This is a genomic window from Kitasatospora sp. CM 4170 (genome assembly GCF_032110285.1).
Lineage (GTDB): Bacteria > Actinomycetota > Actinomycetes > Streptomycetales > Streptomycetaceae > Kitasatospora > Kitasatospora aburaviensis.
This window is the reverse complement of record NZ_CP134877.1, coordinates 7,433,994-7,446,827: the sequence shown is the minus strand read 5'-3', so window position 1 is coordinate 7,446,827 and position 12,834 is coordinate 7,433,994. Positions and strand designations below refer to the sequence as shown.

Here is a 12,834-nt window from a genome sequence, read left to right as displayed (position 1 = left end):
CCGTGCTCCCGTGCCACCCGTCCTGCCACCGTGACCGCGCTGGGGGTCGCCCGATGTCCGTCGCACGCCGTCGCCGCCGTCTGCCCGACGAGGTACGGGTCGCCGTCGTCCGGGCGGTGCTCTGCCTGGCGTTCACCCTGGTCGGCCTGCTGGTCGCGGCACTGGCCTCGTACGCGGACAGCTGGCTGCTGACGCCCGCGCTGATGGCGATGGGGCTCGGGGTCTTCGGCACGATGTGGTGCCTGCTGGAGATCCTGATCTCGCGCCAGGTGGCGGCCCAGCGGGTGCGCGGGCCGAACCCGGCCTCGCCGATGGCGGGCAGCCGGGCGGCGGCACCCGCACCGCAACCGCGTCCGGTCCCCCGCCCCCAGCCGCACCCGCACCCGCACCCGCACCCGCACCCGCACCCGGCGACGCCGCCCGCGCGTCAGCCCCAGGAGCGGCAGCAGGGACGGCAGATCCAGGGGTGGCAGCCGCAGGAGCGACCGTCGCCGGGGTGGCAGCCCCGGCAGAACCGGCCGCCGCAGGGCGGTCGGCAGTCGCGCGTGCCGATGCCGTAGCCACTGCGGGTGCCATGGCCGTTCCGGTACCCGCAACGGCTGCGCCCCGGCCCCGGCCGGGACACGGGCGCCCCGCTCCCCGGCGGAGGAGCGGGGCGTCCGGCGCGCGCGTCAGGAGGCCGGGGCGTCCGCGGGGCGCTTGAACATCCGGGTGGCGGTGATCTCGCCGTGGATGGTCGGGCCGTCCGGGTCCGGTGCGGCCGGCAGGCCGGGCCGCAGGTGCTCCTCCACCGAGATGTACTTCAGCCCGGCCCGCAGGTCGGCGTCGTTGCGCAGCCGGATGACCAGCGGGAACTCGGCGAGCGCGGTGGTGTCGAACAGGCCGGTGGTGTAGATCAGCTGGACGCCGAGCGCGTCCGCGACCGCCCGCTGGAGCTCCAGCAGGTAGGTGGCGTTGGCCCGGCCGATCGGGTTGTCCAGGAAGAGCGTGCCGGCGTGCCGCAGCTGGGACTGACCGCGGTCGTTGGCGCGCAGCGCGGCCATGGTGCAGTAGAGCGCGATGGCCGCGGTGAGCAGCTGGCCGCCGGAGAAGACGTCGGACATCTGGCCGACGCCCACCCGCTCGGCGCGCAGCACCGCGTCGGGCTTGAGGATCTCGACGCTCACGCCGCGCGGGCCGATCGCGGCCGCGACGCCGCGCAGCAGCAGGGACATGCCGTCGCGGCGGAGGTCGCTGTTCTTCTTGACGGCGGCCCGGGTCGCCTCGTCGATGACCTCGCCGAGCCGCTCGACCAGGGTGGCGTGGTCCGGGTCCTCGAAGCGGATCCGCAGGAACTCCTGGCCGGACCACTCCCCCAGGCCCTCGGGCAGGCGGGAGAGCCGCTGCGCCGCGCGCAGGGTGGCGAGCGAGGACTCGACCAGGCCGCGCAGCCGGTCGACGATCGAGCCGCGGTTCCTCTCCAGCTGGGCGAGCTCGTCGGTGAGCACGCGCAGTCGGGGGGCGAAGGCGGTGGCCCAGGCGGCCGCGTGGTCCGGCAGCGCGGAGGCGGGCAGTTCGCGGATCTGCTGACGGGCGGGGGTCCGGACGGCCTCGTAGCGGGCCGCGTTGGCGTGCCGGACGAGGGCGTCGGAGGCGTCGCGGACGGCGAGCTCGGCCGAGGAGAGCTCGCCGGCCGCGGTGCGCAGGGCCCGGCGGGCCTCGGCGGCGGCGGTGCGGGCGTCGGTGAGCGAGCCGAGGTACGGCTCGACCGGCTGGCCCTCGTCGTCCTGGTGCTCGCGCAGGCCGTCGCGGAGCTGACCGGCGTGCTCGTCGAAGTCCGCGGCCGCGGCCTGGGCGGCGTCGAAGGTGCGCTGCAGGTCGGCGTAGGCGAGGCGGGCGGCGTCGACCGTCTCGCGGCGCTCGGCCAGCCGGCTGGTGGCGGTGCGCAGCAGGACCTGGGCGTGCTCGGGGTCGGTGGGGACGAGGTCCTCGGGCAGCTCCGTGTGGGCGTCGCCGTCCGCCGGGGCGGAGCGCTCGGCCTCGCCGCGCAGGCGGCCGAGCTGCTCGCTGGCGGCGGCCGCACGGGCCTCGATGGTGGCGACCAGCTCCTCGGCGCGGGCGGCGGCGGCCTGGCGGGCCGGGCCGTCGGCGCCGTCGGGGCTGCCCAGCAGCTCCTCGGCGCGGGTGCGGACCTTGTTGGTGAGGCGGTCGAGCTCGGCCGCGGCGGTGGCCTCGTCGCCCTCGGCGCGGGCCTGCTCGGCGCGCAGGTCGGCGCCGACGCCGACCTTCTCGTAGAGCTGGGAGGCGGCCCGGTAGGCCTCGCGCAGGGCGGGCAGCGCGGCGGGCGCGGTGGTGTCGGGCTCGTCGGACTGCTCGCCGGCCGGGATCTCGGCGCGCTCGGCGCGCAGGGTGCGGGCGGTGCGGCGGGCGTCGTCGGCGGCGCGCTGGGCGGCTCGGCGGTCCTCGTCGCAGGTGCGGGCGCGCTCGGCGCACACCGTCTGGCGGCGGTCGCACTCGGCGGCGTCCTCGGCGAGTTCGCGCTGGCGGCGCGTCCAGCCCGCGCGCTCGCGCAGGCGGAAGGCGAGGCCGGAGAGCGCGTCGGCGCGACGGCGGGCCCGCTGGGCGCTCTCGCGGTGCTCCTCGTGGGTGACGGCGGCGGCGGCGTGGTCGGTCTCGGCCTCGTCGTGGTCCGCGCGCAGGGTGCCGAGCGCGGCGGTGGCCTGCTCGGCGTGCTCGCGGGCGGCCTCGGCCGCGGCGGCCAGCTCGGCGAGGGTGCCGGGCGGGCAGCTGGCGTGCCAGGAGGCGAGGCGCGCGGCGAGGGCGCGGTCGCCGCCTAGGCGGGCGGCCAGCTCGCGGATGTGCTCCTCGCGGGCGGTGGCGCGGGCGCGCAGCTCGCGGCGCTCGCCGTCGGCCGCGGACTCGTCGTGCATGGCCGGGTTCGGCGGGACGAGGAAGAACGCCGGTTCGTCGGTGATCGGGGCGATCAGCGATGCGGCGGCGCCGACGGCGACGGTGGAGCGCGGCAGCAGGGCGGCGGCCTGCAGCGCCTCGCGGGCGCGCTCCAGCGAGTTGGGGTCGGTGATGACCACGCCGTCGACCAGTTCGGGCCGGGCGGCGAGGATCGCCTCGTGGTCGGCCGGGTCGACGGACTGGGCCAGGTAGCGCCAGCCGGGCAGCGCCGGGATGCCGTGCTCGGCCAGGTACTCGACGGTGGCGAGGACGTCCGGGCCGGGCGGCAGCAGGCCGCCGTCGCCGAGGGCGGCCAGGATGCGGGCGTCGTCGGCGGCGGCGGTGCGCAGGTCGAACAGGGTGCGCTCGGCGGTGGCGATGGCCTCGTCGAGCAGCTCGCGCAGGTACTCGGCGGAGCGGTCGAGGACGGCGGGGGTGAGGAAGCCGGCGTCCTCCTCGGCGCTGTCCTGGTAGGGCGTCAGGGAGAGCAGGTCGGCCAGGCGCGGCTCGGTGGCGAGCAGGGCGGCGGTGCGCTGCTCGGCGGCGAGGGCCTGGGCGGCGGCCTTGCGGGCGTCGTTGGCGCGTGCGGCGGCGAGCTCGGCGCGGCCGGTGGCGGCGGCGGCCTCGCGGAGCCGGGTGGCGGCCGACTCGGCGGCGGTGCGGGCCTGGGCCAGGGCGGCGCTGGCGCTCTTCTCGACGTCGGCGGCGTGCAGCGCGGCGCGGGCCGGGTCGACGTCCCCGTCGGCGTCGATGAATCCGGCCTCGACGGCGGCCGCGGTCTCCTGCTCGACCTCGGCGAGGCGCTGACGCAGGTGTTCGGCCTCGCTGCGCGCCTTCTGGGCGGCGGTGGCGGCCTCGGTGGCGTCCGACTGGGCCTTGGCGCCGTCGGCCTGCAGCTCGCCGGCGCGCTCCTCCTCGGTGTCGGCGCGGGACTCGGCGGCCGCGGCGGCGGCTTCGAGGGCGCGGGCGAGGGCGGTGGCGGCCCGGGCGCGGGCGGCCAGGGCCGGCGCGGCGTCGAGCTCGGCCTCGCGGATGGCGGCGCCGACCCGGGCCACCCGGTCGGCGGCGGCGCGGTGGCGCAGCACCGCCTCGGCGGCCTGCCAGGCGGAGTGCAGGGTGCGGGCGTCGGTGAGCTCCCGGCGCAGGGCGGCGGCCTCGGTGGTGGCGGCGGCCAGGCCGAGGGTGGCGTGCCGGTGGGTGAGCTCGGCGGTGATCAGGGTGTGCCGGGTGCGGTCGGCCTCGGCGGCGGTGACGGCGCTCGCCGCGGCGGCGACCTCGATGGCGAGGTCCTGGCCGCGGTCGCGCTCGGCGGCGGCACGGGAGGCCAGGGCGTGGGCGAGGCGGCGGGTGCGGCGCTCGGCGGTGCGGTGTGCCTCGCGCACGGTCTCGCGGGCGGTGGTCGCCTCGGCGATCCGCTCCAGCAGGTCGAGCGAGCCGGCGGTGAAGTCGCGTTCGGCGGTGAGTTCGGCGCGGCGGCCGAGCTTGGCGGCGAAGCCGTGGACGAGGTCGGCCAGACCGTCGGTGTCGCGGGTGTCGGTGACGGCGCGCAGCAGCAGGTCGGTGAAGTCGCTGTCGTGCTTGACCGCGAAGAGACCGGCCGCCTCGCCCTCGTCGGCGTTCATCTCGCGCTGGTAGCGGAAGAGCTCGGGGTCGAGGCCGAGGTCGCCGAGGTGCTCGGTCCAGCGGTCGTGGCCGTCCTCGAAGACCAGGTCGAGGTGGGGGTGCGCCTTGCCGGCCTCGGTGAGGGCGTCGCGGAAGCCCTTCATGGTGCGGCGGCGGCCGCGGGCCTTCTGGTCGCCGGCCAGGCTGACCCGCTCGGCGACCGGGAGGGAGTCCAGGGTCAGTCCCGGGCCGGGGCGGAAGGAGTACCAGGTCTCGGCGAACTTGCGCGGGTCGGAGGAGACCTGGCGGCCGCGCCACTCGCTGACCTTGCCGACCACGATCAGCTCACCGGTGACGGTGTGCTGCCACTCCAGGGCGACGTGGCCGCAGTCGTCGGCGAGCAGGAACTTTCGCAGCACGCCGGAGCTGGCGCCGCCGAGGGTGTTGCGGTGGCCGGGGAGCATGACCGAGAAGATCAGCTTGAGCAGGACGGACTTGCCGCCGCCGTTCTCCAGGAAGAGCACGCCGGCCGGGGCGGGGCGGCGGACCGGGCCGTCGGTGTCCTCGCCGAACAGGCCGATCTGCTGGGGCGCCGGATCGGCGACCGGCTCGCCGACGCCGCGCAGGTCGAGCACCGTGTCGGCGTAGCGGGCGCCGGCCGGTCCGATCGAGTACAGGCGGACCCGGTTGAGCTCGTACATGTGCGGCGGTTCTCCAGGAAGCGGGTGGGGTGGTCGGACGGTCGGGGGGTGGTGGCGCCTCGGGGCCGGTGCCCGGTGCCGGCGCCGTTGGGGGCGGCGCGGTGGCGGGTGCTGCGGCGGGTACGGCGGCGGGGCGGGCACCGTGGGCGGGTGCGCGGTCCGGGTGCCGAGGCTCCGGGTGCCGAGGCTCCGGGCGGCGCCGTTGCGGGGGCCGCCGTCGCCGGCGGTCCTACGGCGGTGCCGCCGCGCGGAGCGTCAGAGCGAGTGGAACGGCAGGCCGGCGTCGGCGACCAGCTCGTCACCGGTGTCCGGCGGCAGCAGGCTGGCGCTGCCGTCGGAGACCGGGACGACACCGAGGTCGAGCAGCTCGGCCATCGCCGCGCTCCCGGCCAGGTCGCGGACCTGGAGCTGGTAGCGGGCGGTGGTGCGGTAGGTGCCGCCGGCGTCGTCCGCGACCTTCTGGAGGAACCCGGAATCGACCAGGAACATCACCGCCTTGGCCACGATGCCGATGGTGGAGCCCGAGAGCCGGCGGGCGTCCTTGGTGGCGCCGGTGGCGGTCCGCCGGGCCCAGACCCGCCAGGCGGCCTCCAGACCGGGGGCGTCGCTCTGCGGGTCGGTGTTGGTGCCCGCGGCGTCGGCCTGCTCCTCCAGCCGGCGGCAGGCCTGACGGACGAAGGCGTCGACGCCGTTGACGGTGATCCGGCCGAGGTAGCCGTCGTCGGCGAGGTCCTCGGGGCGCGGGAAGGCCATCGCGGCGACGGCGAGGTGGGCCAGGCCGTGCAGGAAGCGGTCGGTGGACTCGGAGGCGGCGCGGCGCGAGTAGTCGCCCATCCGGACGGCGAAGACGGAGTCCTCGGCGGCGGCGACGGCCATGCCGGCGCGCGGCGAGACCTCCAGGACGACCAGGCCCATGCCGGTGGCGACGGCGTCCGCGAGCCGGGCGAACGGGGGGTCCTCGCGGTGGCGGCGGACCAGCTCCGCGTACTCGGCGTCGCGGGCGGGGAGCAGCTTGGCCTGGAGGCCGAACGAGACCAGCCGGGCGGCGTCCGCGACGTCGGCCGGGGTGATCGCGGCGGGGGCGGCGGGCTCGGTCTCGGGCGCCCAAGACGTGTCGTGGTGGGTCGTCACGGGCGGTGCTCCTCGCGGGTGTTGCTACTGGTACGGGTGGTCCGGGCGGCGCCGGGGACGGCGGTGGTTCTGCGGGCGGCGGCGGTTCTGGGAGTGGCGGCGGTACTGCGGGTGGCGGTGGTACTGCGGGTGGCGGTGGCGCGGGACGCCCCGGTGGTCCGGCCCGGTGCGGACGGCCGGCGGTGCGTCGGCGGCCCGGCCGTCAACTGGCGTCCTTGCGGTCGGCGGCCATACCGGCCGCGTCCAGCAGGGCACTGCCCACGATGAGGTCGGCGCCGCCGAACTCCATGTCGCGCAGCGGGGTGCCGTCGTCCACCGCGAAGAGCAGCCGCTCCTCGCCCTGGCGGTAGGCGGTGCCGACCGGCGGGCTCGCCGCGTGCACGGCCAGCAGGGCGACCAGGTACGGAAGCTCCGGGTCCTGCTTGCGGGCGTCGGCGAGCAGGCCGGAGAGCCGGCGGGGGGCGTCGGCGGGCAGGTCGAGCAGCTCCAGCGCGGCCTCCAGCTGCGCCTCGGAGAACCGGCTGTCGTCCGGGGTGGCGACGAGGTCCGGGTCGGGCAGTTCGGCGCCCAGGTGCTCGCGCTCCACCGGCGGGGTGAGCAGCAGGTCCACCAGGTCGGCGACCCGGACGGAGACCGGCGTGCGCAGACCGGTGCCCCGGGCGAAGAACGCTCCGGTGGGCCGGACGGCCTGCTCCACCGGCAGCCGCAGCACGGGCGCGAGCAGCTGGCCGTAGAGGTCCATGCCGCTCCGGGCACCCGGCGTGGCGAAGGCCTGCCGGTCCTGCTCGGCACGGAACAGCGGACCGGCCTCCAGCAGGCGGGTCTGCAGCTGGGTGTGGCGGCGGATGCAGTCCTTGACGATGTCGACCAGCTCGGCGGCGCGGCGCTTGTGCTCGGGCTCCTCGGCCTCGTCGCGGGCCTTGCGGATGTTGGTGAGAATCGCATTCTCGTGCCGGTAGCGGTCGGCGATGTGGTCGAGCGCCTCGTCGATGAGATCGGGGATCGCCTGCATCCAGTCCACGGCGCGGACGTTGCGCCGGGTGGCGTCGAGGGCGCGGCGCAGCGTCTCCGCGTACTGGACGGTCCGGTAGCGGGCCTGCTCGGCGGCGAGCTGGGCGTCGGCCAGGCGGCCGCGGCGGATCAGCACCTCCAGCTTGACCTCGGCGGCGATCTGGGCCGAGGTGACGTCGGTGTCGAGCGCGCCGACCAGGACGTTGACCGCCTCGTCGGTGGTGCGCAGGTAGACGCCGCCGTCGGGGCCGGGCACCTCCTCGATCAGCTTGAAGTCGTAGTCGCGGCGGACGTACTCGCCGTCCGGGCCGAAGGTGCCGTAGACGGCGCGGAAGCCGCGGTCGACGCTGCCGACGTTGATCAGCGACTCCAGCACCCAGCGGGCCACCCGCTCGTGCTCGGCGGTGGGACGGCCGGTGGCCTGGGCGGCGACCCGCGGCAGCAGGCGGGCCAGCACCGCCTCCCGGTCCGCCCCGGTGTCGAAGTCCATGTTCAGGGTGACCAGGTCGATCGCGGCCAGGCCGACCTCGGCCATGGCGTAGCCGCCGTACTCGCCGGCCAGCATGACCTTGCGGCTGTCCAGGTCGTGCAGCGGGGCGGTGCAGGCCAGCGCCTTGAGCCGACGGGCGAGGCCCTCGTCGGCGGCGGGGCCGGGCGCGGGCCGCACGGCGGCGGAGGCGGGCCCGGCGGGCGGCCGGAGCCCGTGCCCGGTGGGCTGGTCAGCGATGGCGGTCACGGTGGACAAGGTTAGAGGTAGATACCGACATCGACCGAAACGGACCTTACGGGTGGGCCGGACACGGACGGTCGGGCCCGGCCGGCCCGACCCCGCCGATAGAACTGGATTTCGACGAAACCCGGCGGCGAGGCGCCCGGCCCGGCCATCATGCGTCCTATGATCACCAGACTGGTACGCGGCGGCCTCGCCGCCGCACTGGCCGCAACCGCCCTCGCCGCGGGCGCCGTCACCTCCGCCACCGCCTCCGCCGCGACGCCCGCCCGGGCCGCGGCGGCCGGCCCCAACGTCAGCGTCACGCAGGCGGGCAACTACCCGATCTTCCCGGTCGACAACACCAACTTCGCGGTGACCTGGACGTCCAACGGCACCGCCGACCTGACCGGGCCGACCCGGCTCACGGTCGACCTGCCGCCGGGGCTGACCACCAGCGGCGCCGCCTTCACGGCCGTGCCCGCCGACTACACCTTCACCCAGACCGTGTCCGCCGACGGGAGGCGGCTGGAAGCGGTCTTCACGGGTACCCGCGCGCCGGGGCGCAGCGACTTCATGAAGGTGTACGTCGCCTCGCACGGCACCAGGCCGGCCGGCGCGATCACCGTCACGGTGGCCAACGCGGGCGACGCCGACCCCTCCGACAACGTCTCCACCTACCTGCTCGGCAGCGGCCTGCAGCCGCGGACCACCGCGCCCGCACCCGCCGTCACCGGCCTCGGCACCACCACCGGTCCGGGCGCCGGCGGCACCGCCGTCACGGTGGCGGGCACCCACCTGACCAACGGCTTCGTGCTGTTCGGCGGCGTCCCGGCGAGCGGCACCTGCACCGACACCGCCTGCACGGTGACCACTCCGGGCGGCTCCGGCAGCGTCCCGGTCACCGTGGTGACCCCGGGCGGCCCGGCCGCGGCGCCGACCGCCTTCGACTACACCGGTGCGCCGCCCGCGCCGCCGGCGGCTCCGGTCGTCACCAACCTGACCACGAAGAGCGGCCCGGCCGCGGGCGGCACCCAGCTGTACGTCCAGGGTTCGAACCTGACCTACGGCACGGTCGCCTTCGGCGGCGTCCCCGCCGCGCACGTCTCCTGCGGCCCGACCTTCTGCTCGGCCACCGCGCCGGCCGGGACGGGCACGGTGGACGTGACGGTCACGACGGCGGGCGGGACCAGCGCGCCCGGTGCCGCCGACCGGTTCACGTACGCCGCGTAGCGACACCGCTTCCAGACCGGTGGCCGGGCCCGTTCCGGGTCCGGCCACCGGCGTCTCCGGGCAGCAGGGGCCGAGTTGAACGCGTTCAATTCCCCGGTCTAGAGTCGGTGCCGCACGGGTGGGACCAGTCCCCACCCGGACTTCGGCATGGAGGTTTGCGCTGTGACCACCGATGCTTCGCACACAGGCGGTTCGAGCGGCAGTGGACGTACGGGCGCCGACGGAGGCCCCGGCGGGAGGGGCGCCCACCGCTCCGGCGCCGACGCGTCGGGCGCCGACACCGGGGCGGTCCTGCGGCGGGTGCGCCGCTGGCTCTGGCTGTTCGTCGTCTGCCTGGTCCTGAGCGGACTGACCGCCTTCCCGCTGGAGACCGAGACCAGGTGGGTGACCGAGCTCGTCACCGGCCCGGCCGCCCCGCTGGCCGATCACGTCCCGGCCCTGGTCCGGTGGCTCGAACACGCCCGCGACGCCATCGCCGACACCAACGCGCGCTACCCCTTCCTCGCCTACGGGACGGACTGGCTGGCCTTCGCCCACCTGGTCATCGCCGCCGCGTTCTGGAGGCCGGTCAAGGACCCGCTGCGCAACATCTGGGTGATCCGGTGGGCCGTGCTCGCCTGCGCCGGCGTCATCCCCCTGGCCCTGGTCTGCGGCCCGCTCCGGGGCATCCCGCTCTACTGGCGATTCATCGACATGTCGTTCGGCATCGTCGGCGTCGTCCCGCTGCTGATCGTGCTGCGCGCCCTGCGGCCGCTGGAACGGCACGCCGCCGCGGGTGGCGCGGGTGGGGTCGGGGCCGGCCCGGGAAGCGGTGGCGCGAACCCGGGCCGGGATGGTGCGGGCACCCTCCGAGCGGCCGGCTGAACCGGTCGCCGAACCGCCCGCGGACCACGGGCTGATCCGTCCGGGGGAACGGCCTGGTGCCGGGTGCGGCGGTGCGCACGGGCCCGGCATGGACGGGCGGCAACGGCGGTGACACGCAGGCCCTACCATCTGGCTCAAGAGCTGCTGGGAGGCGGACGGGCGTGGCCGATGCGGTGATCGATCTCAATGCGGACCTGGGCGAGGGGTTCGGGCGCTGGACGCTGACCGACGACGAGGCGCTGCTGTCCGTGGTGACCAGCGCCAACGTCGCCTGCGGCTTCCACGCCGGCGATCCCTCGACGATGCGCCGGGTCTGCGCGCTGGCCGCCGAGCGCGGCGTACGGATCGGCGCCCAGGTCTCCTACCGCGACCTGGCCGGCTTCGGGCGGCGGGCGATGGACGTCCCGCCCGAGGAGCTGGCCGACGAGATCGCCTACCAGATCGGCGCCCTCCAGGTCTTCGCCCGCGCTGCCGGATCCCGGGTCTCCTACGTCAAACCGCACGGCGCCCTCTACAACCGGGTGGTGGGCGACTCCGAGCAGGCCGAGGCGGTGGTCGCGGGCGTCCTGCGGGCGGGGGCGGTCTGCGACGGCCCGCTGCCGGTGCTCGGCCTCCCCGGCTCCCGGCTGCTCGCCGTCGCCGAGGGCGTCGGGCTCCCGGTGGTCACCGAGGCCTTCGCGGACCGGGCGTACACCTGGGCCGGCACCCTCGTCCCGCGCCGCGAGCCGAACGCCGTCGTGCACGACCCCGAGACGGTGATCACCCGCGCGGTCGGGATGGCCCGGGACGGTCTGGTGGAGGCCGTCGGCGGCGAGCCGATCGCGGTGCAGGCGCGCTCGCTCTGCGTCCACGGGGACACGCCCGGCGCCGCGCAGCTCGCCTGGCGGATCCGCGGGGCGCTCGCCTCGGCCGGGGTGCGGGTGGAGGCCTTCGCGTGACGCCCGCAGGGCGGGGCGCAGGGCAGGACGGGGGACGGACGCCGGGCGGCGGGTCCACCGGTGCGGGCAGCCCGGCGGAGGGAGCGGGCAGCCCGGCGGAGCGTTCGGGCGGCGCAGGCGCGGGTACCGCCGCCGGCCGGGCCGGCACGCCGGACGATGCCGGCCGCGCGCCGGTGATCCGGACCGTCGGGGAGAACGCCCTCCTGGTCGAGCCGGCCGACCCGGCCGAGGTCGGCGCCCTCTACCGCTGGCTGCGCGAGCGGCAGGCGGAGGGCGGGCTGCCCGCCGTCGAGGAGATCGTCCCCGCGGCCCGGACCGTCCTGCTGGACGGCGCCGCCGATCTCCCGGCGCTCACCGCCCTGCTGCGCTCCGCCCGGCCGACCGCCGCGGACACCGCACCCGGACCGCTGCTCGACGTCCCGACCGTCTACGACGGCGCCGACCTCGCCGAGGTGGCCGCGCTCTGGGACGTCTCCCCCGAGGCCGCGGTGCGGATCCACAGCGAGCCCGAGTACGTCGTCGCCTTCTGCGGCTTCGCGCCCGGCTTCGGCTACCTCACCGGCCTGCCGCAGCGCTACGAGGTCCCGCGCCGCGCCACCCCGCGCGGTTCCGTCCCGGCCGGGTCGGTCGCCCTGGCCGGCCCCTACACCGGCGTCTACCCGCGCTCCTCCCCCGGCGGCTGGCAACTGCTCGGCCGCACCGGTCTGGTGCTCTGGGACGCCGACCGGGAACCGGCTGCGCTGCTCGCGCCGGGCGTACGGGTCCGGTTCACCGCGGTGCGGGGTGACCGTGGCTGAGCTCCAGGTCGTCCGGCCCGGCCCGCTGACCACCGTCCAGGACCTCGGGCGGCGGGGCGTCGCCCATCTCGGCGTGCCGCGGGCCGGCGCGCTGGACGAGCCCGCGCTGCGGGCGGCGAACCGGCTGGTCGGCAACGAGCCGGACGCGGCCGGACTGGAGACCACGCTCGGCGGTTGCGCGGTACGCGCCCTCGGCCCGGTGGTCGTCGCCGTGACCGGCGCGCCGTCGGCCGTGCGGGTGGACGACCGGACCGCCGCGTGGGGCGCGCCCGTGACCGTGCCGGACGGCGCGGTGATCGAGGTCGGCGCCGCCACCCACGGCGTCCGCGGCTACCTGGCGGTGGCGGGCGGGATCGCCGTTCCGCCGGTGCTCGGCAGCCGCTCGGCCGATCTGCTCTCGGGGCTCGGACCGGCCCCGCTGGCCGCCGGGGACCGGCTGCCGGTCGGTGTGCCGAAGCCCGGCCGGCCGCTGCCCGATCTGGTGCCGCTGCCCGCACCGCCGACCGAACTGGTGCTGCGACTGCGGCTCGGGCCGCACGCGGACTGGTTCGAACCGCAGTCGGTCGCCTGGCTGGCCCGCGACCACTACACGGTGGCCTCGGCCGGCAACCGGATCGCGCTGCGGACCGAGGGGCCGGCGGTCACCCGCGCGCGCCACGTCGAGCTGGCGAGCGAGGGCATGGTGCTGGGCGCCGTCCAGATCCCGCCGGACGGCCGGCCGGTGGTCTTCCTGGCCGACCACCCCACCACGGGCGGCTACCCGGTGGTCGGCGTCGTGCCGCGCGCCGACCTCGCCGCAGCCGCCCAGGCCCGCCCGGGGACACCCCTGCGATTCGTCCTCCTCCGGGGGCGGTGACCAGCGCGTTCGGTCCGCCGCAGCGCACCGTGGCCGTGGCGCGCCGTGCCCGTGGCGCGCGGTG

At 77.0% G+C, this 12,834-nt stretch carries 10 protein-coding genes; 6 read left to right on the top strand and 4 right to left on the bottom strand.

Going from position 1 to position 12,834, the window contains the following annotated elements; all coding sequences use genetic code 11:
- Window positions 1-53: 53 nt before the first annotated feature.
- Complete coding sequence (locus RMN57_RS31400; RefSeq protein ID WP_313766671.1) at window positions 54-560, top strand: hypothetical protein; 507 nt, start codon at window positions 54-56, stop codon at window positions 558-560.
- Window positions 561-671: 111 nt separating this feature from the next.
- Here RMN57_RS31400 and RMN57_RS31395 read toward each other — a convergent pair whose 3' ends face one another.
- The 4 genes from RMN57_RS31395 to RMN57_RS31380 all read right to left on the bottom strand — a co-directional run bounded on the left by RMN57_RS31395 (window position 672) and on the right by RMN57_RS31380 (window position 8,109).
- Window positions 672-5,231 carry a hypothetical protein gene (locus RMN57_RS31395; protein ID WP_313766670.1) on the bottom strand — a complete coding sequence of 1,520 codons (4,560 nt, stop codon included), beginning with the start codon at window positions 5,229-5,231 and terminating at the stop codon, window positions 672-674.
- A 255-nt stretch (window positions 5,232-5,486) separates the two neighbouring features.
- A complete protein-coding gene (locus tag RMN57_RS31390) occupies window positions 5,487-6,362 on the bottom strand; it encodes a hypothetical protein (RefSeq protein ID WP_313766669.1) in 876 nt (291 codons plus the stop codon).
- Window positions 6,359-6,568 (bottom strand): hypothetical protein, encoded by a 210-nt coding sequence (locus tag RMN57_RS31385; RefSeq protein WP_313766668.1) that lies wholly within the window; start codon window positions 6,566-6,568, stop codon window positions 6,359-6,361. Before RMN57_RS31385 ends, RMN57_RS31390 begins: the two co-directional genes overlap by 4 nt.
- A complete protein-coding gene (locus tag RMN57_RS31380) occupies window positions 6,565-8,109 on the bottom strand; it encodes a hypothetical protein (RefSeq protein ID WP_380237014.1) in 1,545 nt (514 codons plus the stop codon). Before RMN57_RS31380 ends, RMN57_RS31385 begins: the two co-directional genes overlap by 4 nt.
- Window positions 8,110-8,268: 159 nt before the next feature.
- Between RMN57_RS31380 and RMN57_RS31375 the strand changes: the two genes are divergently transcribed.
- From RMN57_RS31375 to RMN57_RS31355, 5 genes are all read left to right on the top strand, one after another.
- Window positions 8,269-9,315 (top strand): IPT/TIG domain-containing protein, encoded by a 1,047-nt coding sequence (locus RMN57_RS31375; RefSeq protein WP_313766667.1) that lies wholly within the window; start codon window positions 8,269-8,271, stop codon window positions 9,313-9,315.
- Window positions 9,316-9,477: 162 nt separating this feature from the next.
- Window positions 9,478-10,179, top strand: coding sequence for a hypothetical protein (locus RMN57_RS31370; RefSeq protein ID WP_313766666.1), 702 nt, complete (start codon window positions 9,478-9,480; stop codon window positions 10,177-10,179).
- 161 nt (window positions 10,180-10,340) lie between these two features.
- On the top strand, window positions 10,341-11,117 hold the full coding sequence (locus tag RMN57_RS31365; RefSeq protein WP_313766665.1) for a 5-oxoprolinase subunit PxpA: 777 nt from the start codon (window positions 10,341-10,343) through the stop codon (window positions 11,115-11,117).
- Between the two features lie 173 nt (window positions 11,118-11,290).
- Window positions 11,291-11,914 carry a 5-oxoprolinase subunit PxpB gene (pxpB, locus tag RMN57_RS31360; protein ID WP_313768033.1) on the top strand — a complete coding sequence of 208 codons (624 nt, stop codon included), beginning with the start codon at window positions 11,291-11,293 and terminating at the stop codon, window positions 11,912-11,914.
- Complete coding sequence (locus RMN57_RS31355; protein ID WP_313766664.1) at window positions 11,901-12,770, top strand: biotin-dependent carboxyltransferase family protein; 870 nt, start codon at window positions 11,901-11,903, stop codon at window positions 12,768-12,770. Before pxpB ends, RMN57_RS31355 begins: the two co-directional genes overlap by 14 nt.
- Window positions 12,771-12,834: the final 64 nt, after the last annotated feature.

Bases quoted from the DNA above. Each gene is read 5' to 3' on its own strand.
- RMN57_RS31400 (WP_313766671.1), top strand. From the start codon at position 54: ATGTCCGTCGCACGCCGTCGCCGCCGTCTGCCCGACGAGGTACGGGTC.
- RMN57_RS31375 (WP_313766667.1), top strand. From the start codon at position 8,269: ATGATCACCAGACTGGTACGCGGCGGCCTCGCCGCCGCACTGGCCGCA.
- RMN57_RS31395 (WP_313766670.1), bottom strand. From the start codon at position 5,231: ATGTACGAGCTCAACCGGGTCCGCCTGTACTCGATCGGACCGGCCGGC.